25 protein-coding genes are annotated in these 23,973 nt (G+C 55.5%); 20 read left to right on the top strand and 5 right to left on the bottom strand.

What is annotated here, in order from left to right; genetic code table 11:
- Position 1 precedes the first annotated feature (1 nt).
- The 8 genes from DLM85_RS23840 to DLM85_RS23805 all read left to right on the top strand — a co-directional run bounded on the left by DLM85_RS23840 (position 2) and on the right by DLM85_RS23805 (position 6,065).
- Entirely contained in the window at positions 2–676 is a 675-nt protein-coding gene (locus tag DLM85_RS23840) for a hypothetical protein (RefSeq protein WP_133257248.1), read from the top strand.
- A gap of 42 nt (positions 677–718) precedes the next feature.
- Positions 719–1,468 (top strand): conjugal transfer protein TraK, encoded by a 750-nt coding sequence (locus DLM85_RS23835; RefSeq protein ID WP_133257247.1) that lies wholly within the window; start codon positions 719–721, stop codon positions 1,466–1,468.
- A 148-nt stretch (positions 1,469–1,616) separates the two neighbouring features.
- Entirely contained in the window at positions 1,617–2,387 is a 771-nt protein-coding gene (locus tag DLM85_RS23830; protein ID WP_165822284.1) for a DUF4138 domain-containing protein, read from the top strand.
- Between the two features lie 17 nt (positions 2,388–2,404).
- Positions 2,405–3,805 (top strand): conjugative transposon protein TraM, encoded by a 1,401-nt coding sequence (gene traM / locus DLM85_RS23825; protein ID WP_133257246.1) that lies wholly within the window; start codon positions 2,405–2,407, stop codon positions 3,803–3,805.
- Positions 3,806–3,835: 30 nt separating this feature from the next.
- Positions 3,836–4,726 (top strand): hypothetical protein, encoded by an 891-nt coding sequence (locus DLM85_RS23820; RefSeq protein ID WP_111480695.1) that lies wholly within the window; start codon positions 3,836–3,838, stop codon positions 4,724–4,726.
- A gap of 6 nt (positions 4,727–4,732) precedes the next feature.
- Positions 4,733–5,272, top strand: a complete 540-nt coding sequence (locus DLM85_RS23815; protein ID WP_111480694.1) for a hypothetical protein — start codon at positions 4,733–4,735, stop codon at positions 5,270–5,272.
- Positions 5,273–5,285: 13 nt separating this feature from the next.
- A complete protein-coding gene (locus DLM85_RS23810) occupies positions 5,286–5,675 on the top strand; it encodes a hypothetical protein (RefSeq protein WP_133257245.1) in 390 nt (129 codons plus the stop codon).
- A 24-nt stretch (positions 5,676–5,699) separates the two neighbouring features.
- Complete coding sequence (locus tag DLM85_RS23805; RefSeq protein WP_111480692.1) at positions 5,700–6,065, top strand: hypothetical protein; 366 nt, start codon at positions 5,700–5,702, stop codon at positions 6,063–6,065.
- A gap of 72 nt (positions 6,066–6,137) precedes the next feature.
- Here DLM85_RS23805 and DLM85_RS25670 read toward each other — a convergent pair whose 3' ends face one another.
- Positions 6,138–6,287, bottom strand: coding sequence for a hypothetical protein (locus tag DLM85_RS25670; RefSeq protein ID WP_165822283.1), 150 nt, complete (start codon positions 6,285–6,287; stop codon positions 6,138–6,140).
- 694 nt (positions 6,288–6,981) lie between these two features.
- Between DLM85_RS25670 and DLM85_RS23795 the strand changes: the two genes are divergently transcribed.
- The 3 genes from DLM85_RS23795 (at position 6,982) to DLM85_RS23785 (ending at position 8,185) form a co-directional block, all read left to right on the top strand.
- Complete coding sequence (locus tag DLM85_RS23795) at positions 6,982–7,425, top strand: hypothetical protein (protein ID WP_111480690.1); 444 nt, start codon at positions 6,982–6,984, stop codon at positions 7,423–7,425.
- A gap of 129 nt (positions 7,426–7,554) precedes the next feature.
- Entirely contained in the window at positions 7,555–7,806 is a 252-nt protein-coding gene (locus tag DLM85_RS23790; protein WP_133257244.1) for a hypothetical protein, read from the top strand.
- A gap of 1 nt (position 7,807) precedes the next feature.
- Positions 7,808–8,185 carry a hypothetical protein gene (locus DLM85_RS23785; protein WP_111480688.1) on the top strand — a complete coding sequence of 126 codons (378 nt, stop codon included), beginning with the start codon at positions 7,808–7,810 and terminating at the stop codon, positions 8,183–8,185.
- Between the two features lie 306 nt (positions 8,186–8,491).
- On the opposite strand, the gene DLM85_RS23780 is transcribed toward DLM85_RS23785, so the two are convergent.
- From DLM85_RS23780 to DLM85_RS23765, 4 genes are all read right to left on the bottom strand, one after another.
- Positions 8,492–10,627 (bottom strand): DUF262 domain-containing protein, encoded by a 2,136-nt coding sequence (locus DLM85_RS23780; RefSeq protein ID WP_111480687.1) that lies wholly within the window; start codon positions 10,625–10,627, stop codon positions 8,492–8,494.
- A gap of 12 nt (positions 10,628–10,639) precedes the next feature.
- The gene (locus tag DLM85_RS23775) at positions 10,640–12,400 is read right to left on the bottom strand and encodes a DUF262 domain-containing protein (protein ID WP_111480686.1); all 1,761 of its coding nucleotides are present in this window, start codon (positions 12,398–12,400) and stop codon (positions 10,640–10,642) included.
- Between the two features lie 46 nt (positions 12,401–12,446).
- Positions 12,447–13,328 (bottom strand): helix-turn-helix transcriptional regulator, encoded by an 882-nt coding sequence (locus tag DLM85_RS23770; protein ID WP_165822282.1) that lies wholly within the window; start codon positions 13,326–13,328, stop codon positions 12,447–12,449.
- Positions 13,329–13,841: 513 nt separating this feature from the next.
- On the bottom strand, positions 13,842–14,366 hold the full coding sequence (locus DLM85_RS23765; protein ID WP_111480684.1) for an FtsZ/tubulin family protein: 525 nt from the start codon (positions 14,364–14,366) through the stop codon (positions 13,842–13,844).
- Between the two features lie 178 nt (positions 14,367–14,544).
- Here DLM85_RS23765 and DLM85_RS23760 point away from each other — a divergent pair, with 178 nt between their 5' ends.
- The 9 genes from DLM85_RS23760 to DLM85_RS25235 all read left to right on the top strand — a co-directional run bounded on the left by DLM85_RS23760 (position 14,545) and on the right by DLM85_RS25235 (position 23,646).
- On the top strand, positions 14,545–15,612 hold the full coding sequence (locus tag DLM85_RS23760) for a GIY-YIG nuclease family protein (RefSeq protein WP_133257243.1): 1,068 nt from the start codon (positions 14,545–14,547) through the stop codon (positions 15,610–15,612).
- Between the two features lie 9 nt (positions 15,613–15,621).
- On the top strand, positions 15,622–15,909 hold the full coding sequence (locus DLM85_RS23755) for a hypothetical protein (protein ID WP_111480682.1): 288 nt from the start codon (positions 15,622–15,624) through the stop codon (positions 15,907–15,909).
- A 98-nt stretch (positions 15,910–16,007) separates the two neighbouring features.
- On the top strand, positions 16,008–17,747 hold the full coding sequence (locus tag DLM85_RS23750; protein WP_111480681.1) for a hypothetical protein: 1,740 nt from the start codon (positions 16,008–16,010) through the stop codon (positions 17,745–17,747).
- A gap of 57 nt (positions 17,748–17,804) precedes the next feature.
- Complete coding sequence (locus tag DLM85_RS23745; RefSeq protein ID WP_111480680.1) at positions 17,805–18,809, top strand: tyrosine-type recombinase/integrase; 1,005 nt, start codon at positions 17,805–17,807, stop codon at positions 18,807–18,809.
- A 135-nt stretch (positions 18,810–18,944) separates the two neighbouring features.
- Entirely contained in the window at positions 18,945–19,214 is a 270-nt protein-coding gene (locus DLM85_RS25240; RefSeq protein ID WP_165822281.1) for a hypothetical protein, read from the top strand.
- 82 nt (positions 19,215–19,296) lie between these two features.
- Positions 19,297–21,531 (top strand): sensor histidine kinase, encoded by a 2,235-nt coding sequence (locus tag DLM85_RS23740; RefSeq protein WP_111480679.1) that lies wholly within the window; start codon positions 19,297–19,299, stop codon positions 21,529–21,531.
- Between the two features lies 1 nt (position 21,532).
- The gene (locus DLM85_RS23735) at positions 21,533–22,282 is read left to right on the top strand and encodes a hypothetical protein (RefSeq protein ID WP_111480678.1); all 750 of its coding nucleotides are present in this window, start codon (positions 21,533–21,535) and stop codon (positions 22,280–22,282) included.
- Complete coding sequence (locus DLM85_RS23730) at positions 22,282–23,283, top strand: ComEC/Rec2 family competence protein (RefSeq protein WP_111480677.1); 1,002 nt, start codon at positions 22,282–22,284, stop codon at positions 23,281–23,283. Before DLM85_RS23735 ends, DLM85_RS23730 begins: the two co-directional genes overlap by 1 nt.
- A 39-nt stretch (positions 23,284–23,322) precedes the next feature.
- Entirely contained in the window at positions 23,323–23,646 is a 324-nt protein-coding gene (locus DLM85_RS25235) for a hypothetical protein (protein ID WP_133257241.1), read from the top strand.
- Positions 23,647–23,973 lie beyond the last annotated feature (327 nt).

The raw sequence follows: 23,973 nt of genomic DNA, 5'->3' as shown, positions 1-23,973 counted from the left end.
TATGAAAAGCCTGCCTTTATCCCTCACTGCTATCCTGCTTTGCTGCCTCGCTTCAAGCTGCCAATCAGACAATACCACACCCGCTACCACCACCCCTGAATCTGGTTCCAGCCAATCTGCCCCAGCGGCAGCCGCTTCAGCCGTCAGCGCGCCGGCTCCTTTGTCTCCTTCCGCGTTCGATGTGCGCCCGGGCGTGGAGCAGCAAACGTCGAAGCAAGGTTACCTGCAGGTTGTTTCCGCCAAGGTCCTGAAGACGGAGCCCATGCAAGTAACGCTGCCCTGGATGTGGGGCTCGGACCCGGACCGCCCCGGCGGTCGGAAAGTCAGCACCGCGCCCGGCTACCGCATTTCCTACGAAGCCGTGCTCCGCTGGCAGCCCGTGGGCTACGGGCCTAAGGAAAAGGTACCGGCCTCGTTGCCGCTATACGCGCCGAACGGCACCGATTCGCTGGCCAGCTTCCAGGTCGGAGCCCAGGGCCTGACGAAGCCGGAGCGCTTCACGGTGTCGCAAATCCATCCCCATACGCCCGTGACGGTACGCGGCACCTTGTATGCCTACACGGGGCATAACAACCAGAAGCAGCCGGCCCTAGTGGTGTACCCCTACCGCGACCCTTCCGGCTTACCGGAACCCAACAGAATGACCTTTCTCACGCTCCAATCACCGGGGCAATAGGGCAAAAAGGCATTCCCTCTCAACACTCACAACCACTCACCCATGGATTCCGCCAAAGACTTAAGTACCTCTTTCTCTACCATGCGCAACCTGGCGCTGGGCAGCGTGCTCGCCCTGCTGCTCGTGGCCCTGGCCTCGGGCTTCCTGGTGTACCGCGCCTACGAAAACAGCGGCCGGCGCGTGTACGTCGTCTCGCAAACCGGCTCGGTGGCGGCCCTCTCGGCCGGCAACGACGCCCACACGCCCTACGAGGCCCGCAACCTGGTGCGCCAGTTCATGCAAACCATGTTTGGCCACGACCAATACACCTTCAAGGCCAACCTGGACGCGGCCCTGCCCCTGATTGAGGGCCGCGGCGGCCGGCGTATCTACGAGGGCTTCACCCGCGGGCAGGTGCTACAGAACTACGAGCGCTACGCCGCCCGCAACGTGGTAACCGTGGACAGCGTGCTGGTGGACATGAGCAAGCGCCCCTGGTCGGGCTCGGTCTACATCAAGCAGCGCATTTTCATCGGGGGCCAGCAGAAGGAGCCCCTGCCGCTGGCCGCCAAGTTCAACCTGGAGGAAACCAACCGCTCGGATGCCAACCCCTACGGGCTGCTCATCACCAACTTCGACTACATCCCCTACAACCCGCAGCTGACGCGGGAAGAGCAGGAGCTGCTGCAGGCCCAGGAGGCCGACCGCCAGCGCCGCCTGCAGGAAGCCCAGCGCGGCCTGGCTCCGGGCGGCACGCCCGTCGAGCCAACGGCTCCGGCCACTACGCCCGCTCCCACTGCCCCCGCTAACTAATCACCAATCCCTTCTTCCGATGCGACTCTACACCCTCCCGGCCTTGCTGGGGCTGTCTTTACTGCTGCTGCATACGGCGCCGGCTGCTGCGCAAAGTACTGCCACCACCCCAAATATGGCGTTGGCAACCTCTGACAACCTCCTTGACGTGGCCGTATCCGATTCCTCCACGACTTACCTGGTGTTTGGCGGGCCCGTGTCGCTGGTCGACGTGGGCATGGCCGGCAACTACCTGGTCAAGATTGAAGCCAATGCCGTGTTCGTGCGGGCCAAGCGCAAGCACGTCCCGCCCACGCCCATGCTCATCCGCTACGGCTCCAAATACTGGATGGGCCGGCTCGTGTACGCGGATCGGCCGGTGCTGCAGCTCTACGATTTCCAGAAGGACGGCGCGCTGAGCATCAACGGCAAAAGCGTCTCCTCCACTGGCGCCGCGCCGGAAAATGAGCTGGCCTTGGACAAGGAGCGGGAAAAGAAAGCCGTCGTCGAGGGCAAGCTCAGCCAGCTGCGCAAAGCCCGCGAGGAGCACCAAGCTGTGGCCGTGGTCGACAACGACCTAGTGCTGTCGCTGGCCAACGTGCGCAACGACAAGGATTTTACCTACCTGCGCTTCAAGGTCATCAACAAGACCAACATTGACTACAACGTGGATTTTACCGACTTCCAGCTGGTGGAAAACGCCCAGAAGAAGTTTCTGGCCCGCAAAAAGAACGAGGCCCGGCGCCCCCTGGCCCCCTCCGGAGGACGCCCGAACCAGGTGATTACCGGGCGCACCACGGGCTACCTCACCTATGCCATTCCGCTGTATGCGGCCACCGAGCGCGGCTACCTGGAAGTAACCCTGCGCGAGCTTAACGGCGCCCGGGTGCTGGTGCTGCCCGTGCCCTCCCGCGTGATAAACCGCGCCTCCACCATCTAACGCCGCTACTCCCTGCTATGGAACCCATCCTTCCTCCCACCTCCGACAATCGCCCCATTTCCAATCCGGAAGCTGAGCAGACCGCTCCGGTTGCTGCCCCGGCTAAGCGCACCCCTGCTGAGCTGCTGCGCGCCAACTGGATGGTGCTGGCCGGCCTGCTGCTGGTGCTCATCATCGGCGGCCTGGTGCTGTGGCTGAAAGCCGCGCAGCGGGCGGCCCAGCAGGAGCGCGAGCCGGTGGCAGCTGCTTCGGCCAACATCGAGCCCGCAATTCCCTCAGTGGAAACGGCGCCGCCGGCACCGGCCGCCTCGCCCTCCGCCCAGATTGAAGCCCAGCGCCGCGCCGAGCAGGATGCCCAGAGCGCCCCGGCCCGGGCCACCGACCAGGATGTCGTGGACGTATTTGCCGTCGATACTACCGGCCTGGCCCTGCGCAAGCGGCGCCGCGCCCAAGCGGCCGCGCAGGCCGCAAGCCGCCGGGCAGAAGCGGCCCGCCTGGCCGCGGCCGACATGGACACCATCGAAACCACCATTCAGGACCCCACTACCGGCTCCTATCGGGCGCAGACGCTGGTCGTGCCCCGCCGGCGGCTGACGGCCGGGGGCGGCAGTGGACGCCGCTCAGGCGCTGGTGCCGGCCGGGCGGGCCGCAGCCTGATGCCGGCCCGCGACGTGGACGGCACTCCGTTTGAAACCGACCCAGACGTGCTGGCCATGCTGGGCTCCTCGCCGCCGGAAACCCGCGCGGCCTACGAGCGCATGACCGGCAAGCGCTACCGCGACCCCAACCAGACCGCGCAGCTGCTGGTCAGCCGCGGGAATGCTTCCGGCATGGATGGCTTCAACACCGTGAAAGTGGGCAACTCCGCCCGTATGATGGCCCAGGGCAGCCAGCGCGAGCAGCAGCTGGCGCCCGATGTCTTTTACAAGTGCGTCATCAACGGCGAGCAGAAGGTGCGCACCGGCTCGGTGGTTATCCTGCGCCTGCTGGAAGACGCCGTAGTGTCCGGGGTGACCTTCCCCAAGAACATGGTCTTTGCCGGCGTGGCCACCGTGGGCACCAACAACGTGACGCTGGAAGTGAACCGCCTGGGCCCGACGCGGGTGCAGGCCGACATCTACGACTTCAACTACATGCCGGGCATCATGATTGACCCGGTGAAGCGCGTGGCCCGGGAAGCGGGCATGGCCGGCAACGAGCTGCAGCAGCAGACCACCCAGGAAATCAGCACGGCCATCGACCGCTCGGCCTCGGCCGCCAACTCCGTGGTAGGCGTGGGCGGCCGCGTGGCCGCCTCGGTGCTCTCGCGGCCCAAGACCCGCACCAAGCTGCGCGATGTGCTGCTGCCCGATGGCTACCCCATCCTGATTACCACCGCGACGGCCGGCCAGCTTGGCCCGGAAGCCGCTGTGCGCTAATTCTTCTTTCTCACTTAACCGGATACCACGATGAAAAAGATGCTTTTCCCGGCCCTGGTGGCCCTGGTGCTGGTTCTCGCACCGAACCAAAAAGCGGCCGCCCAGATGGTGGTGAACGACCCCCTGCACATGGGCGTGCAGATTGGGGAGTTTGCCAAGCGGCTGGCCCAGTGGACCGAAACGGTCAAAAACTACCAGGTCATCAAGGACGCAAAGCAGATTGCCGGCGTCACCAAGGACATTACCGGGCAGGTCAAAGACATTACCGACGAGACCCTGCAGCTGCAGCGCCAGGTGCAGGCCGACCTGCGCAAGGTGCAGAGCATTCAGGATTTGCGCCTCTCCAACCCGCAGGAGCTGTTTGCCCGTGCCCTGGCCATGTCGGGCCGGGCGCAGAGTAATCAGTACATGCCCGTGTTTCAGAAGGCCGAGCGCCTGCGCCAGGCCCTGCAGCTCAACAACCCCCAGCAGGATTTGAACACGGTGTACGACGTGTTTTCGCGCTTCGGCTCGGGTGCCACGGCCGGCAACAACCGCATGAGCTCCCGCGAGTACCAGCTCAAGCGCGAGGAAGCCGCCGTCTCCACGTTTGCCTACGAGGAGATGATGCAGAAAAAGAAGATTGCCACCGCCTTCGGCTACTACAAGATTGCCGACGAGATGACCCAGCAGAGCATCGAGATGAACGCGACGCTCAAGAACCCCGGCCGCTACGCCATGACCGAAGGCGAGCGGATGGTGGCGCTGAATACCTCCAACGACAACATGATTAAGGCCATGCAGCTGCGCCAGGAAGCCGACCGGCTGCTGGCCGAAGCCGCCCAGCCCGGCCCCTCCCGGCAGGCGGCCGAAATGGTCTATTCCGACATCCTGGTGCAAAACGCCCTTATTAAAGCGGACCGGGCCCGCCCCCGCAACTAACTCTTCATGAAGAACCTATTGCTAGTGGCCCTGCTGCTGGCGGGGGCCGGCGCCGTGCCGGCCTCCGCCCAGCGCCACGTCCAACACATCTCCAGCTGGGGCGCCCACCTGGGACGCTCCGAAAAAGGCAGCTACTACGAGCTGAGCTACACCAGCATGCTCACCAACCACCTGGCCCTGCGCGCCAGCGGCCTGCGCGAAACAGGCACGCTGGATGGCCGCGGCGAGTACGTCGGCTACGCGGGGCGCTTGCTGCTCGCCCCGCAGCTGTTTCGCCTGGGCGAAGTAGCCTACGTGCACCTGCTACTCGGGGCCGGCGCCGGCTATGAGCGCACCGACGAAAACGGCACCAGCGAGCTGCCCTCGAACGCCAAGCAGCCGCAGCGCTTCACCTACGGGCCACAGGCCGGAGCCGAAGTAGATGTGTTCCTGGGCAACCGCTTTTCGCTGGTGGGCACTGCCACCAAAGGCTACCTCTTCAACAATTCCCTCATCGACCAATGGCCGGGCTTCTCCAGCGTCGGCCTGCGCTACCACTTCCGCTAAATCATTTTGCGCTATGAAACGACTTGCTTATCTACTATTGAGCTGCGCGGCCCTGGTTACGGCCAGCAGCTGCAGCAAAGACGACGCGACGCCCACCGGACCCAAGGAATACCAGGTGGAGTACCGCATTTCTTCCGCTACCGCCCCCACGTCGGATTACATCAGCTACGACAACGAGAGCGGTGGTACCACCACTGTCAATAACGTCCCGCTACCGGCAACCTACCGCTTCAAGCGCACCATGAAGCAGGGGGACCACCTGAGCCTGCTGGCCAGCCTCGACGGCGGCTCGGCCGCTTCGGAAATCACGGCGGCCATCCTGCTCGACGGGCGGGAAGTAAAGAAGGAAACCGGGCGGGGCGCCAACGCGCAGGCCGTACCGGTGTATGTGATTGGGCAGTAAGGAAGGAAGCTCGTACTTCGCGGCATGGATTCGCCCTTCATTCCCGCCGGCTTTCCCGACCCGGCCCTGGTCATCAACTACCCCACGGCCCTGCGTTTCGTCCGCTTCCGCCTCAACCGCATGGCACACGGGCAAATGAAGCCCTGGGCGAAGGAGCACCGCTTCAATTATGCCCGGCTCGTAGAAATCAAGAAGGACGACCGGCAGCTCAACGTCCCCTTGGTCCAGCGGCTGCTGGCCGTCTTCGGCTACGAAGTTGCGGTCCTCCGGCTAGTTTCAACGAGCCGGGTGAAAAACCACTTCTTCTGGTTCTCCTTGCCCGAAGTCCACGCGCTCTTCTGCCAGGAGCTGCGCACCTACGACCAATTGGTCGCGCTGGCTAGTCAGTAGGCTTGCCAACCATCTATAGACTAGAAAAAAGGCCGACCAGCAACCCTGGCCGGCCTTTCTGTTTGCTTGGGGCTAGTCGGCCCGAACCAGCTCACGCTGCAGGCAGGCGAGCAGCTGCTGATAGGATTCCGGGCATAGCCGGATGGCCGGCTCCTGGGCCGTGCAGTACAGTAGCGTGGGGTCGGCCAGCGCCACGGCCCGTACCCAGGCAGCTTCGGACACCTCAGCAGCGAGGTTTAGCAAAGGGGTGAATTCTTCTTGGATAAGCCGAATCACCAGAGCCTGCACGGTAGGGCAAATGCTGGAAAAGCGGCGATAGGGGCTCGCAGCCATAACAGTAACGTCAATGGAAAGGAATGAAAACGCCCCGCCTGCGACCAGTTGAGGGGGCCCGGCAGGAAACAGGGTAGCCGCCCAGCCGCCTGTGGTGGGGCGGTGGCGTGCTGCTTTTCAGAGGGGTGCGTTACGCGAAGGAGCCCACAAACAGGGCGGGCCGCTGCTGGATGGGCAGCGGCTGCCGGAGAGCCCAGCTCAGCCAGTCGGCCAGAAGGCCAACTGAGGAAGGGCAACTATGCACAGCGTAGGATTTCAAAGCCAGCATACTCGGCAATCGGTTTAACAGGCAAATCTAGCCAATACGGCCACACCAGACGGTAGTTTGGCTTTTGGGCCTGCAAAATGATAGAATTTGGTGCCGGCTTTTGCTAAGTGAGTCTTCCTTTTCGCACTGCGTCCAAGACCCTATCCGGCGGTTACCGAGAACGGTCTGAACTACACGCTCAGCAGAACGCGCACGCTTTGGGGCTGGCAGCTTGCCGTTGGAAAAGCCCCTGGGCACTCCTTATTGGAAACTATTCGCCAATTTCATGCTCTTACTGGAAGTTTATCCTCATTAGCTACACCTAAGGCTCCGTTAATGGAACAACCAAACACCATGGCCAACCTGCCGGAGCTGCTTCACCAGGTCGAAACGGACCTGCGTGACCCGGCCGTGTATTACTTGCTGGGCGCCCATTACTACGACCGCGACAACCACCCGCGGCGCCGGCACTACCCGGCCGTGTTTTCCCTGCACCACGGCGAGGTTGCCAACCTGGAAATCGGGCCTGATTACGTGGCCTTCGACACGGAATTCGTGCGCTACCCGGAAGACGACGAGCCGCACGCCCCGGGCCCGTGGACCGACCGCTTTCGGGCGACCATTCCCTTTGAACAGCTATACCAGCTGCTGCGCAAAGTAGTGCCTGACGGGGAGGGAGTGGGTTCGACACTTACCTTTCAGTCAACCGACGCGGTGTACTACAACGAGCGGATTTACCGCGAGAATTACCCGACCCCGTGGGTCATAAACCAGCCATAACTACTGCCTATGTCCCGCGAGCCGCATTCTTTAGTTGCCGTTTTGCACCAGGTGCATGCCGGCCTTTCCACCCCAGAGCACCATTACTTGGTGTGCACAAACTACTTTCAGACCGAAAGCGGGCCCGTCATGCTCGGCACTCTGCACCTGCACCAGACCACGGTCTGGCAGCTGGAAATTGGCGCGGAAGACTTTACCTGCGAAGTGCTACTCGATGGAAATGACCTAACCCACCGCTCGCCCATCCGGGTATCCTACGAGCAGGTCTGGCAGGTACTGCAGGGCGACAGTCCGCAGTTTAACGGCGGGAAGCGGAAGGACGTGCTATACGAAAATACCTGCGCCCTCTCCGCTTTCGCTCAACAGGGCCCAGCTGAATAAGATGGAAGAGTTGCTCCAGCCCCGCCACCCACTCGACAAGCACCACCAAGCCCAGCTGCAGGCCCTGCAGCAGTTGCCTGAAAGCCAGCGGGCCGAGATGGCCCGCTTGTTCCGCCTCGGTAACGCCACGTATCGTTATCAGCAGCTAGCCGACGGGGAGGTGACGGAAGAAGACTACCATCACTGGCTGGAAGGATTGCCTGACGCCTTTCGCAAGGCCATGGAGAAGGGGGGCTTCGAAGGCTCCAAACGCAGCCTAGCCCTGCGCCGGCACGCGCTGGAAAGGCGCGACGTGGGTTATTCGGCTTTCATGCAAGCCATCCTATCCCCGGAAGACCGGGCTTTCGAGCAGCAACAGCGCGCTGCCGCTGGACTGTAGCAGGTGCTATCATTCGGTACCCTAGGCTGCCTCAGCCGTTTACTTGCTGAAGTACATCAGACCCCGCGAGCCCTTCCTGAGCCCATTGCAGTGGCGCAGCGTTAAGCCAAAAACCGAGGTTATGCATTGGAAAGACCTTTTTATCAACCCCTGCCGGGAGGTGGTGAGCCCTTTGTGAGCCCTTTAAGAAGAGACCCAGCAGGATAAAGAAATCGGGTAGCAGGCCTTGATTGATCAAGGACTGCTACCCGATGTTCATCTTGAACAATTACATGTTCAACTTTACTGCTGTTCAGGCCAATCAGACTATTCGCTGCTGTCCAGCAGTGCTGGCACTTCAGCAGCAGTTTCCACTTCTTTGTCTACGGGTAGCAAATCCTGAAGCTTACAGTTAGAATAACCCCTGAAATCACCTCGGGTGTTGTAAATAACGCGACAGTCGGGAAAATGGGCGTCATAACCGTCCCAATCATTGGAGAAGGCAATATAATCTCCTTCTTTCCACAATCGATTCCCCAAGGACTGACTGTACCAGAGCACTTTTTGATAGCGCTCCTGCGCGTCCTCCTTGCGAAGCAAGGTTTCACGCTTTACACTTAGAAAATCATCCAAAGTACCCTCAAACCCTAAGAAGTCAGCAAAAAAGCGCTGAAATGCTTTTTCAGTCATATTTGCCTCTTCACTTCCTTTGCCCCGAATGGTGCGCCTCCAATCCCCAAAGTTGTAGTTGAAGTAATACCAGGGGCTTTCTCGGTGCTGGTACGGCCCGTAGTACAGCAACACATTCTGTAGCGTCTTGTAGCGTTGCTGCTTGGAGGGGAACAGCTCGTATAACCGGTCTCTCACTCGTTGCAGGTCGGTCAGTGAGGGAATGGGATTCAGTTCAACTAAATGGCTGATGTTGGTGCCGCCAACGTCCCTGCCGTTTAGATTAAAGGGATGGTCCTCAATCTCCCATATGAGTTCTTCATATTGGTAGACCGAACTGGGGTCCACTGACGTGTACAGCGCGTGCTTGAGATTCTCCTCCGCGTTTCCGAAGACGACGAAGGGGCCCAGATTGCACAGGTTCTCTACTTCCTTCTCAAGTTGAGCAACGGAGCGAACATAGTTGGTGAAGTGCAGGTAATGAATCCGGAGTACCCGGAACGCTTCGTTGATGGGCAGCACAACCTCGCTCCGTCTTGCCATAAAACGCAGGACAGGCCAGATAAAGGCCATCCGGTTGCGCTCCGTCCCTCGATTATCGTTGTTGTAGTCCGCGTACCAGTTGGTCCTCTCCCCATTAAAAATACTCCACATCGTTTCCAGACAGGCATCAACCCACCCACAATTGGTGTAGCGGCTCTTGAAGGTGTCTCTGTTCTCTTGCAGAAACCGCAGGCACCCAACGTACTTTTCAATGGTGGCCAAGTCCAGGGCGGAGAGAATCTGGCTGGTCCTGATACCCCCGTTAGCCTTGTACTCGTCGGGGCTATAAAAATTACTGGTGCTGCCGCTTACCAGATTTGTTAAGCCCGCGATACAGGCCAGGAACTCGTTGAAACCAGCGTCCGCATTCTTATTCGCGCCCCTGTGTTGCCAGAAGAAGTCCTGCCAAGCCTCCCATTTTTCCCCGTACTCGTTCTTTTCCTCCAACGTCCGCAACCGGCTGAGTAGCTCTGCCTTGACGTTCTCGTTGCTTTGCACCTGCTCCCCCCGGGCGTTCATGTAGATGTACAGGTCCTCTCCTTGCTCACTGATGTTCGTGTCGAAGTAGTAGAACTCCGTGTACTCCTCCAGGTAGCCGTAGAAGTCTTCTTCGGTGACGCTACGCTCCAGGAAGGAGTGCTGGAATGATGCGCTTGAAAAGAAGCGCTGTAAAGCGCGGAAGTTCTGAAACAGATTCTGGACGGTGGCATCCGGTTCGGAATACATCCACATCTGCTCGTCTACCTTTTCCTCCGGCGTATCCAGCAGGTAGGGGACCAGTTTGAAGAGAAAGTCGTGCGAGGCATCCCGCACTTTGTAGTCGAACTTGAGGGTTCCTTCCTCAAAGTAGGTGCTTCGGAATCGTTTTGTTAACCTCGGGTTGCGGTGCGCCAGCGTCAGCAGTATCAGAAAGGCCGAGGTTATGCGTTGCTGCCCGTCGATGAGGAAATACCGACCGGCAAACTCTTCGTCGTTGTAGGCATAGATAAACCCAATATTGGAGGCACACGTGAGCCGCTTGCGGTAGGAATTGAAAGACTCCGCCAACTCCCTGTCTTCCGGTCGCAGCGTGGAATTCAAATTGATCGTCTCGTAAGTGGCGAACTTGAAAAAGTCAGCGAGCAGCGAGTTCAACAACCCCATCAGCTGCTCTTCCTGCCAGACATAATCGCGCTGAATCTCCGGAACAATGACTTGTTTCAGGTAGCGGTTTACAAAGAAATCCTTGATGGTATACTTGCCAGCCTTCATGTCGTCCGGTCGTTAATTGCTGATGAGTTGGGAAATGTGCTCGCGGTGGTGGTCGATGTCCGCTGCGGTCCAGGTGCTCAGGTCGTCACTCTGGAGCTGACGAATCATCTTGCTGAAGACATCAAAGGTGTGCTGAGGCACAAAGCTGCCTTGCTGAAGCAGCCGCAGCACGTTGCGCCGCTTTTCCTTGAAAAACATGCAGCCATTGGAGCTATTATCCCCACTGGTCAGCAAGCACATGTTGCCGATGGAGTTGAGGCGACTCTCGTTTTGCAGGGCCCGGTAATAAAGCTGCTTCTCGTCATCGCTCCGTTTTGCCTTATCCAGGATTTGGCCAAGGGTATCATCCAGGCTGGCCCCCAGCATCTCCTTAACAGCCTTCTTCTGGTCACTGTCCAGCACCGCTTCTTTCCCCTCTGGGCTCTGGGGGAAGATGTGCTCCAGGGACCACTTTTCGGTGACGAATTCGTGAAAGTTGAATCGGATGGGTTTGCCTTTCACAAACACGCTCAGGTGTAGCAACACTGCGTGGAGGTGGTTATCGTCCTGCCCGTAGCGCAACGCCGCAAGGTCCTGCGTCGGCAGCAATTTTGCCTTTGACTCGCCCAAAAAGCGTTGCAATGCCGGCTTGGTCCGGCAGTTCCAGCAATTCTTTAGAAACGTCAGGGTGTTATTGCCACTGCCTTTGACAAAGCGGCAATAGCCGATGAGATTGTACGTATGGACGTCGGCATACCAATCCATGAGCGCGGCCTGCACATCCTTAAGGGTGGTATATACTTGGCCGATATCCGCGTACTGGTTATAAAAATTGAAGAGCAAAAGGCCGGTGCTGTGCTTGGTGGCGCCCAACTCGGTCTCCTTGCCGCCCAGGCAAAGGGCGGTTAGCAGCAGGAGTTGGTACATGCCGTCTGCTTGGCCTTCAAAATACAAGGAGTTGATTTCCGGCCTGTTCGCCCACCGGCTCATCTCATCCCAGAGACGTCCCAGGTTAAGCCGGGACTCCATCACCTCCTTGAATCCCTTCCGCTCCGCTGTTATCCCGGCCCGACCAATCCTGGTAATTACCAGCGCTTTGATGAGTTCGGTTTCGCTGAGCGGAACCTTGTTGCTGTTCAGGTTTTTAAAGACGGTTTCGCTTTGAATGTGCGCCTCGACGGAGTTAACAATCAGCTTCACATACCGCAACAGGTACTGCTCGAAAGCCAGCAACTCTTCTGCCTGACGCTTCTGAAAGAAGGCATCGGCTCGGCGTGCTGCGGCATGCAGGTAATGGATGTCCTGCTTGTTCATAGCCGGGACGGCCGCCAGTTCCTGCCAGTCCTTGCCCACAAAGGCTTTTAAGTCGTCGCTTCGATAGATGTAATCCGAAAAGAAATCTTGCCGAATGGCATAGTGGAGCTTGCCGGCACTCAGATTGGGTCTGCCCAGAAGCGCAGAGAGCATGGAGATGACAATGGACAGTGTAGTCAGGCGCTGCTGTCCGTCAATTACCTCCAGGCAGTTCTGCGGGCGGCCCTTCACCACCATGGTTCCTTTCTTGACCGTGATGTACTGCAGGTAGTATTCCTTCTTTTCTTGGCGTTGAAAGGCTTCGAAGGCGTGCCAAAGGTCCTGCAGCAGGATGGTGACGGCACCAGTGGGCTCAGCACCCCACTTGTACCCCCGCTGATAAGCCGGGATGTGATAGGCGTTGCTCTGGTATTGCGTCAGACAGCCGTCCTGGCCGCTGTCGTCAAAAATATCCTTGATACTGAATACAAGTTCTGTCATGGGCAGGAAATGAGGCTTAGAAAGGCAGCGAAAATCAATTAGTAGGCTACTGCTGATTGTGCGCCACCGCAGCGGCGTAGATTTGCTTGACTTGCGCCCTAAGCGAAGCCGGGGCTAGTACCTGCACCTGGTCACCGAGCGAGAGCAGTTCCATCAACAGGTCGTACGTGTTGTAGACGGTGAGTTGAACCAGCAGCTCCTCTGCTGTATCGACCAGCACGCGCTGGGAAGCGTGAAGCGGGTACGATTTCAGGTATTGCCCCTGGGTCGGTTCCAGTGCCAGCACGATTTCAGCCGGCGGCTCGTGGTCGGGCCGGATGATGCCGAAGCTGTGGGCGTAGTAGGTATCGGCCTGAAAGTCCGCGGGGGGCTCAAACGAGCGCGTGGTCACTTCCAGCGCCCGGATACGGTCCAGTCCGAAGCACCGCAGGCCGTGCCGGGCCGGGTCATGGGCCAGCAGGTACCACCGCCCTTTAAATTCTTTGAGTAGCAGCGGCGAGACGGTCCGCGTACTGGGTGCTTCGTCCCAAAACTTGTGGTACTGAAAGGCTACCTGCCGGCGCAGCTGCACGGCCCGCAGCAACGGCTGTAGCCATTCTGTACCCAACGGTCGGCGGGATTCCCATTGTACGAACGGGCTCAGCGCCGTCGGAAGCCGCAGGAACTCCTGCAACTCGAACGCATCGAGCAGCCGCTGATATCCCTCCGGCAACGGGTCTGCCGTGGTAATCACGTAGCCGCCCGCCCGCCGGTCGTGGGCAATGGTGACGCCAAAACGTTCCGCAATTTTGGGCAAGTCCCGCTGAAACGTACGCTGGGAATAGTTCGCCGCCAAATCGCGTAGGGAGGTCTGTTCCAACAAGTAGTCGCGCAGTTCCCCGAAAGGCACGGCTCGCTTCAGGTGCTGCAGCCGCAGGACTAGGAGCAATTGACGGAGAAAGTGCGCGTGTGTGGTCACGAAATGAGCGGCTGCCAGTGTTGAATGTGGTTTTAACCGGACCACTTAACCGCTAATTCCCCTGACTAAGGCATGAAATTGAATAGTTCAAAGGCTATTCCTTACACAAGCAGGATGCAAGATAAGGATTGGTTACGCCGGGCAATGGGGGGCTTATACTTTATCCTAGCCTCCGGTCAGCCGTGCCTCCAGGGCCATGGACATACTTTCCCGCACCCACCACGCGCCCCATCGGTCGAGTTGGTCGGCGGCAGGTCCATAATGCCGTTGCGCCTGCTGCCATCCTTGCTCGCCGGCTGCGGCCAACTGCGTCAGGGTAAGTCCCTGGTTCTGGTAGCGGCGAGCAACGGAAACGATGTAGGCGGCTATGCTGGCTGGAAGTTCAGCGGAAGGCAGTGGGCGCGCCTGAACCGCCGTCGGTGCTTCGCACGCTGTGCGAACGGGCTTAACGATATGTAAGGGACGCATCATTCGGGGCGGCGGCTAAACAATGCGGCCTTCGTTCCGGCTCACCAGCATCAGCACCTGTATGCGCTCGCCAAGGGCGGGATTGAGGCCGTGTCCAAATACTACCTCGGCTTGGTCACCGGCTTGATGGACCATACCCTCCACGAGTTGGGTGAGCTCGTCCATTTCCAATTCCGCGTTCGTCCCGCTTTGGATGACCAACAACAGGCGGTGGGCCGGCAGGGTCGCATCGCCCAGAACAGCGGAAGTGGCCCACAGTTGCTGCCCGGCTACCTCAGCGCGGTTTGAACCTTGGCTGGTGGCCGAGCTGAATTGCAGGGCTGTCGCTCCCACCAATACCTCCCACAGGTCCTGATGGTCTACATTCACGTCGCCCTTATCCGACAGAATGTACGTAAACAGGGCCATTAGCTCGTTTTCGGTGGAGGGCGTCAGTGCCTGCACCGCGGGCAGGCTTTGGCATTCGAGGCGCCAGGTGGATAATAACCATTCCGCCTCGACCGGGCCAGTTATTTGTGGGAGGATAGCGGGTGTTTGCATGGGCACGGGGGACAATTTTAACCGAAGGTCCACGCCGGCCGCGACAAAACGTGTCGTTCTTCATCGAAGCGGTAATTCGCTGCCGGGGGAAGCTAAATGTTCGGGATATCTTCGATTTGGATTGGCCGGTTCTTCGCCTCTTATTAGGCGCGGCTGCCATTTCCTCAGCCCTTATCGCATGAGCAACGAATCCCTTTTAGACAACGGGCGCGAGCTGAGTGCTTTGCTGCAGGAGTATCAACAACGGTTTCCCGGGGCTGAGAGCCCCGTATCTTATATGATGGGCTTTGGCCCGGAGCAGTTGTGCACCATTCTGCGCGAAGCCAACGGACGGGAAATCGTGTTCAGCTACCCTGGCCTAGACCAAGGGGTTCTCGATGGCTGCGCTTATCAGTATAAAGAAGCAGCAGTTGAGGTCGCACCTAGTAATCCCGTCACCTTGCAGGAACTGCTCTATGCCCGCGGCCTCCCGCGCACGGCCCCCACTAAGCTGGTGCGGCACCGCGATACCAGCGGCACAATGGACATCCACGACCTCTACCGCAACCACCGGCCGGCTTTCCTCGACTACCAGCGCCAGCAGGGTAACCGCGTATTTGACAAATGCGACTTCGTCGTAGCCTGCCTGGGCGAGCCGGGCAGCCGGGCCCGTTTCGTGGGGGTGTTTCGGGTGCAGGGCATCGAACGCGAAACCGAAGAACATGTCTACTACAACTTGGTCGAAGTACCTGGCTTTGCCGACCTGAAAGAGCGCGTCATCTTCGATTGGGGCAAAGCCGCTATCAGCTGGCACCAGTGGCTGCGGCCGGAAGCAGGGAAGACCGTGCTGGAGATTCAGCCCAAGCCGTTCAGCCAGCCCTTTACCGATTACCTGGATTTCACCCTCTCGTACGCGGAACTGGCACAGCTCGTCACGAGCCAGTCGCCCCGGGACGAGTGGTACCGGATGCTCTCGGCCACGGCTGGGGTCTACTTGATTCTGGACCAGTCCAGCGGCCGGCAATACATCGGCTCTGCTTCGGGCACGGAAGGCATCTGGGGACGGTGGCGGGAGTACGTCACCACGGGTGGCCACGGCGGCAACGTGGAACTAGAGAAACTCCTGGCCGCCGATGCGCAGCACGGTCGGCATTTCCAGTTCACGGTGCTGATGACCCTGCCCAAAACCATGACGCGGCCGGAGGTCATCAAGCGCGAATACCTTTTTATGAAAAAGCTGGGCTCCCGCGCCCATGGCCTTAATTAAAAGCTTCCGATGAATAACAAACCAACCGTCACCACGCACGCGGGCCTAACCCTCGACCTGGCGCAAATCAAATGCTTTAAGTTGTCCCCCTTTCTAACGGATGGCAACGACACACGGCAACTGCTCGTGGAATACAAAACCCGGCCGGTATATGTGCTGCACCCGGGCACGAAGCATTGGGAAAAGGAATACTTGGTCGACGTTATTGCCTACGATTTTCCAAGCTATGAATCCGCGCAGGCGCACCTGAGCGAGTGGGAAGAAATCTGGCAGGACTACTTGGAGAGCCAAGCTTGAGGCTCTTAGGGAAAATCCATTAGTTTAGGTACGATAAGGCTTCATTATCGTACCTAAACTTGTGTTACATTTGGGGGACCGTTTTTGACCCGTTCCCCATGACCCGACACCTACTCCTGGAATTTTCTGACCTGTTCGACGGACAGCCTCAACCTGTCGAAACGTACCTGGCCGGCATGGGCCGGAAGCGCGCTCTGCAGTGCGTTGCCCACCTGCTCGGCTACCTGAGCAAAGTCCCGGCCTCCGACCGGGACTACCAAACCGAGTGGCAACAGTTATTTGGCCCCCACAGCCAGCCTTTCGCCGACCAAGTGTACTACAAGATGCGGGCGATTGCCCGGGCGAGCCAGCAAAAGGTTGGGTTCTTACACGCCAAGGCAATCCTGCAGTTATTCTGCTATTGCTTTGACCTGCCCGAAGAAGAAACCAAAACACCGGCGGAACTGGAGCGGGACTTTTTCAAAGCGTGCTTAGCGCTTAACCACTTCTACATCGCGGAGCAAAGCCAGGCAACGGCGGAGGCCAAGCGGTTACTGCCCGGGCACGAGCTAGCGGCGCTGTCGCTGGGCAGCACTTTTTCGGATGCAGAACTGGTGAACCATAACCTACCGAATGTCACCATCGCGCAGCTGATTAAATCGGTGCGGTTCTTCGAGTTTTTGGCGAAAGAAGCACGGTTCGCTCCCCTGCTGCAGGCTTTCTTGCATCATTTCCGTTGCCAGACTTGGCAGGACTTCTTTCGCCGGTTGGGCGGTATCATCCGGCCGGTCATGCAATCGGAAAACCCCGGCACCATCATCGTCGAGGTCCCAAAGGATGAGGACTTTGAAGATTCGTGCGCCTTTTTGCGCCACTTCGCGCTGCCAGAAGGCCAGCCCTTGGACACGGCCGACTTCACAAGTTTGCGGTCTACTCCGCTGTGGGAGTACGAACCCGGCGCGTTCATTCTGATTTTCCCGGTGCTGGTGCTGGAGATGCTCCACAAAGGGTTGTACTTCCAATTCAGCCGGGTCAACCAAGCCTTGGACAAAGGGCATCGCATCAAAGACTGGCGGTCGGAATACTGCGACTTGTTTTCTGAACAATACCTCTTATATCTGCTACTCGACGCCATCTTCCTCGGCCGCGGCCTCGCCCTAAGCGGAAATGCCATCAAAGCCGGCTGGCAGTTGGCTGGGCAAGCCGAACCGGATTATTACTTCCGGCAAGACCACCGGGCGGTCGTCTTTGAGTCCAAGGACGTCCTAGTGCACAAAGACGCCAAAGCCGGCCACGATTTCCTCACGTACCTCCAGGAAATTGAAAAGAAGTTTTACCGGGATGGCGCTCACCCGAAAGCAGCGCTCCAACTGCTTAACAACGTAAAACGATTGCTCGAAAAAGCGCTGCCTTTCGACACGGACTATGACCCTGCCCAACTTAGCATCTATCCCGTTTTGGTGGTCCACGACCGCCTCTACAACCAACCCGGACTAAATGAGGTGGTAGATAGTTGGTTTCAAGCGGAATTAGCCGCCCTGGCAGCGACAGGACTGCCGATTCAGCATGTAAAGCCGCTGGTCATCGTCGACGTGGACACCCTCTTGGCATTTCACGAGCACTTCCGGGATGGGAGAATGGTGTTTGAAGACGTGCTGGATGCGTACTTGCTTCACATCAAGCCGGCCAATCGGGTGGTGCATTCGCAGGCTGAGTTGGAGGCCACTATTTTGGGTACTGTGCATCCGTTTTCGCTCTTCTTGGAAAATTACGCGCACGAACGAGGCCTTGCCGCGGTCCCCGAGCAGATGCTGTACGAACTGCTGGATATTGTTAACGAAGGGGCACAAGACGAATAATGCCAACCCATCACGCACTATAGTCCTCTATACTTAATAGAGACACAAAGCCTTTCCATGAAACAAAAGGGAAAGAAAGCCAGCCTGCCGATGGTGGCCAGTTCCGCGCCGGCACTGTCATTGACCGACCTCTCGGGCGCGGTGCCGGCGGCGGTCAGCCGCTACTTGGTACGCGGCCTCGAAGGAGCCGACAATACCCGACTAGCTTATGCGACCGACTTGGCCACGTTTGAATCTTACTGCGCTGAGCAACAGCTAACGCCGTACCCAGCTGACGTGACCACGCTGGCGAGCTACATCGCGCACCTAGCCGACTTGCCCCGCAAGCTGGCCACCATCCACCGGCACCTGGCTGCCATTGCAAAGAAGCACCAATTGATGGGATTGCCCTCTGCCGTAGACGCACCTGCGTTAAACGTGTTGCTCAAGGGCGTTGCCCGCGAACTCGGCAAGCGGCAAAAACAGGCCCCTGCCTTCACGGTGGCGCATTTAAAACAGGCTCTCAACGCGTTGGACTTGGAAACGGCTGCCGGCCTGCGCGACCGGGCCTTGTTGTTAATGGGGTTTGCCGGCGCGTTCCGGCGCTCGGAGCTGGTGGCCCTTGACTTGGAGCAGGTTGAAATGACCGACGCCGCGTTGGTGGTCCACCTGCAGACCAGCAAGACCAACCAGGCCGGGGAGACCGAAGACAAAGCACTGTTTTACGCGGCTAACCCACGATACTGCCCTGTGCGTGCGTTTTTGGACTGGCAAAAGGTACTGGGCCGCACATCCGGGCCAGTGTTTGTCTCGCTGGTACGCGGCCAGAAAGCCGGCGAAAGCAAGCCTTCCCAGAAGCGCCTCTCCGATGTGCGCGTAAATCGCCTAGTCAAGCAGCACTTGGGCGAACAGTACTCCGCGCACTCGTTGCGGGCCTCCTTTATTACCACTGCGAAGCTCAACGGTCAGTCCAACGAATTCATCAAGAACCAGACGAAGCAAAAAACGGACGCAATCATTAGCCGCTATACCCGTCTTTCGGACGTGGTAGCTTATAACGCTGCCCAGTCACTGGGCTTGTAGACACGCCTGTTAACCACAAAACAAGGATTCCCGCTAACTTGTGGTTTCAATCCATAAAACGCTTTACCAGCGCAGCCAAGAGGGTTTGAAAGTATTTCCCTAGCTGAATGCTAAGAACTTTAAGGCAACAATGATATGAGTAACCAGCCTTTGACAACCGAACCCATTCCGGGTCTTTTTAATCGTGCACTTTCAGATTATGTATCAGCTATTTCCGCTCAGTATCCTGACGCAGAATTCTATAAAGAAAGAATGCGTGATAGTGGTCGTGGTGAAGGCCCAACCCTACAAATAACAGTTTGCCAGAATGATGGAATCATAGAAGAAGAAAATTTCTTCTATGCAAATCAGTCCGAACTCGACGCAGATTTAGAAAATCTGGTTTTTTATCTGGAATTCGCATAAGTATTATTAGCTCTGTTGTATTCTTCGCTTGGCCATCATTAGTAATTCCTCATATTAACTTCAGAATTCTTCCTTACTGAACATGGCAAAACCAAGCGGCAATCAAGTGCAATTCAAGCCTAAAGCTAGCATTCTGATACTTCTGGGCGAAGAGCTCATAAAAAGCCCCGTTATGGCCATTTATGAACTCATCAAAAACAGTTATGATGCAGATGCAAAGGAAGTTAAAGTAGATTTTAAATTTGTAGAGTCGCCAGAAAGAACACAGATAATAATTGAGGATAACGGTACCGGAATTAATGAGACTGTACTAACCAATGTATGGTTTGAACCGGGAACTGATTTCCGCAAACCACTGCAAAAGGATGGCACAAGAAAAGCGAAACTGAGCCCTGTTTTTAAAAGGGTCCCGATGGGTGAGAAAGGAGTAGGGCGGTTCGCGGTTCATAAGCTTAGCAACCTTATCAAGCTCAAAACCAGGCCCGCAGAAATTCAGGTTGACAAGGATGGCAATCTGGTCTCTATAGACCTGATGAACTACGAGTTGCATGTCGAGATAGACTGGCGCACATTTTCCTCCCAGAAATATCTTACTGAAGTTGGTGTTTCATGGAAGAAGGTGACTGACCCCTTGTCATTTCATTTTGAAGAGACTTCCGGCACTTACATTGAACTGAGTGATTTAAAGGAAACATGGACGAAGGGCATGGCCAGACAGCTCAAGCGAAGCACTACATCTATGCTTTCGCCCAAGAACAATGAGCAGGACTTTAGGATATCACTCAATTTCCATAATGACTGGCTTAAAGCTATTCCAAGCATAAACGAGGTTTTGGAGTCTGCGCCGTACAAGCTCACGGCAACGCTGGACCCTCAATACAACCTGACTTTTGAATATCATTTCTCTGCACAAAACAACTCAACGCTTGGACGCAGAGATATTGATAAGAAAAGTAAAGACACATTGGTACTGAAGAAGTACAAGAGAAATATTAAGGACGAGCTGAAACAGTCCGTACGCGACTTCTTTGCCAAAAACAAGGAAATTGCTGCAGAAGAGGTCGAGACCCATACAGAGTCTCTTTTGGACGAATCAACTTCGTTTGGCCCGTTGAAACTCGATGTGTATTCATACGACTTGGATGCCCAGTCATTGCGGGATACAATGCCTGACCCTAGCCTGATTAAGGATTTGCTGAAAGAGCAGGCAGGTATAAAGGTCTTTAAAGGTGACCTGCGCGTTTATGATTATGGGGAGCCAGGTAATGACTGGCTTGGTTTTGACCTTAACCGGGTTCAAAACAAAGAATGGTTTTCTAATAATCAGGTTATAGGCTTCGTTTATCTGGACCCGGCGAAATCCGGTGCGCTTGTTGAAAAGACCAATAGAGAGGGCTTTATTGCTAATAAGGCTTTTGATAAATTTGTTCTCTGTCTTGAATTCATTTTCAACGAATTCAAAGTTGAACGCTCAGTTGACCGCAGGAAGTGGCTAGAGCTCAATCGCAAAGAAAGTCCAAACTCTTTTGAGGGCAATATCAAAAGCTTTAAGCAATTGGTTGAGAGCGCGGTTATTCCTGATGCTCAGGAAAAAAAGAGAATTTTATCAGAGGCAAATGCACTTGAAAAAAGATACCAGCAGGATAAAACCGCTCTCCTGATTCCAGCTGGTGTTGGCATGACAGCCTCCTTTGCTATTCATGAGATTGAAAAACTCGTTCCGAGGCTACAGACTAGTGTCAGAGAGAATCCTCTTGATTCAATCAAACTAAAGAGTCAGGTCAATGAGCTAAACGATTATGTCAATGGTATTTTATCCATTTTAAGGAAAGGGGGAATCAAAAACATTCCGTTGGCTGAAACCATAGAGCAGGCTATCAAGAACTATGAGTTGCGGTTGCAGATGAGGAAAGTCAGCATCGGCGTACATATTGACCCCGATGTCACTGAAATAAGGTGTGATAAGCGCCTACTGATAACGATGTTGATGAATCTTATCGACAACAGCATTTACTGGCTTGAAACTGTATATAAAACGAATAAAGGCATTTTTATATCAGCTACTAAATCAGCTGATGGCGTTTCGATTGTAGTGGCTGACAACGGACCAGGATTTAAAGACAACATTGAGGACATCGTAAGACCATTTTTCAGCAGGAAGAATGGGGGAATTGGCATCGGCATGTATATGATTGATACAGCTATGATGCAGTTCGGCAAACTCAATATCATTTACGACAAAGACGAACTGCTCGAACGTAATATCCCGCCGCTCTACGATGGTGCAGCGGTTGAATTACTCTTTAACAAATCATAGCATGCTGCTCTTAGAGAAACTTCAGGAAACACAGGTGGCACTGATTGATGACATGCCTGCTGACGCATTACCAATTCAGTCTGCATTTGAAGAAAAGCTGATAAAAACGGAATTCTTTGAGATAACTCTTGAGAACGCGCAGGCACCGCCACACCCTATAGAAAGCATAGAACTGGTATTTCTTGACCTGCACTACGACCCTAATATAGGCCTGCCGTTTGACCCGTACAGATGCGCCCAAAGCATTAAGAGTATCGTTCCCGAAGGGAAGAGGTATATCTTAGTCGTTTGGTCAAGGGACACCAACAAGGCACAGGAGGTTATCGAGCTTCTGGATGATTTGAACCTCACCCCATCACAGGTGCACTTGAAATCTAAAGAGCAGTTCTCTCTGGCTGGCGGAGCCTATGATGTTGAGCGGCTACTGGCTGAACTTAATTTCGACATAGGTGCTCCCTCAACAACTGAAAGTTTCTATGGGCAGATTATTGAAATAAGAAAGCAATCAGTTCTGATAGACTGCTTGGTCGACGAGAATGAGAAAAAGTTTCAACGCAGAAGGTTCGATTTGGAGCCGTTGGACGGCGCGGTAACTCTTGAAGAGGGCGGATTTATATTCATCAGAATCATTACAAAACCTGGAAGCAAAACTTTTGAATTTTCAAATACAAAATCTGAGAAACTGGCCACTCTATTTACAAAAGAGGGCCTGTTCGATGAAAGCGATGAAAATATATTCAAGAGTGAATAATGGTCTCGTTAACCTTTAAAGATGTTGGTCAAGGCGACTCCATTCTGCTTGAGTGGCTCGACAACGGACAAAAGCGGGTAGGTATCATTGACTGCAACAAGAAAGACGAGAGCAATCCCGTTCTTGAGCACCTGATTGATGGAGGGTATGACAGAATAGAGTTTCTGGTTTTATCCCACCCCCACGAGGACCACTACTCCGGATTCACTGAACTTTTTGAACACTGCATCCAGCACCATATTCCTATTGGCTGGTTTGGTCACACAGCCTTTCATCTGGATAAAGACTACTGGAAGTTTTTTGAAATCAGTCCGGGTCCTGTTCAGGAGCTTGGAAAAATAATTAGGTTTCTGCCTGAGTTACGTGACAAAAGCCTACTAGGCAAAATATTCCAGATTTCTGAGGGCTGGCAAAAGCAGATTACCACGGATGTTACTATTAAAGCCCTCTCTCCGGCTCATTTGGAAGGGGAAGCCTACCACCGTGTAGTCAAACTGGATTCGGGCATGAATGTCAAGGAAGCCAGTCAAGCAGCCAATCTGCTTTCGAGCGTCTTACTCATTTCCATAAACCAGTTCAGCATCCTGTTAACAGCAGACGCCGTTACATCAACATTAAAACGGTTGAATGGTGACCCGGAACTTGCAGGTATATCCTATGCTGTGGTGCAAGCCCCTCATCACGGTTCCAAAAAGAACTACTCAGCTAAATTCTGGAAGGGTGTGGCAATAGATGCCGCAAGAAAGGCTGTGATTTCCTCTGGCCACCACGACGGTTATCGTCATCCGCACCTGCAGGTTCTCACTAAGCTCAGAAGCTTGGGCTTTGCAATTCATGCAACCAATATCGAGTACGGCATGGAAAAATTCGTGGAAGCAATGCGCAAAACCGTTGTGCTGGATATGGTGAGCGTACTCGACGACAAGGGAGGCGATAAGATTTTTGAATTTACGGATGTATGTACCGTCCGTGAACGGCATCCCAAACCTCTCAAATCATAAACACAGCGCTCTTCTGCTGCGTTTAGCTTCAATTATAAAATGGGGTTCTTAGACGTTATTAAAGAAAATTCGGGTTGGATAAAGGACATCACCACTGTCATTTTTACAGGAACAGCGACAGTGCTTGCCCTTCTTACTTACAAGCGGGCGAAAGCAACCGTTCTTCAGCCAAAGCGCACAGAAGTAACAAAAAAACAGACTAAAATACTTAGCGATTTCTTAACGGTTATAGCTGAGAATAATAACTCTATTGATTCTGCTCTCGACTACGTTAACTTATTAAACTATAATGTAGACTTAGTGCTCAGAGAATATGGTCTTTTAGAAATCCCTGCTGATTCTGAAAAATATCAAGAGTACTAGGCAAACATAGCCGGGTACATTCAGTTTCTGGAAAATGATATCCACCCTTTCATATACTCGAAAGGCGACTTTGATTTTTATGAAAAGTCAATATCCGAGGCGAACGACCGTGAGCGCCAGAAGTATTACAGAGCTCAGGCCCAGCTGGGTCATGTGAAGGTGCATCGGATATTTTATACGAGGCAGCACGAGGCCTTCTTTGGAAAGCTTAGAAACTTCTGGAATAACCCGTTTCTACCCACCACAATCAAGGAGGTCTCTCAGAAAATCGGCGAAGGGGTGCACAGGAACATTCACTCTGACTTAAGGTCCATCCTTACCACACTT

Source organism: Hymenobacter edaphi (assembly GCF_003258365.1).
In the GTDB taxonomy this organism is placed as follows: domain Bacteria; phylum Bacteroidota; class Bacteroidia; order Cytophagales; family Hymenobacteraceae; genus Solirubrum; species Solirubrum edaphi.
Note: the sequence above shows the minus strand (reverse complement) of the source record. Positions and strands in the feature narration are given on the sequence as shown.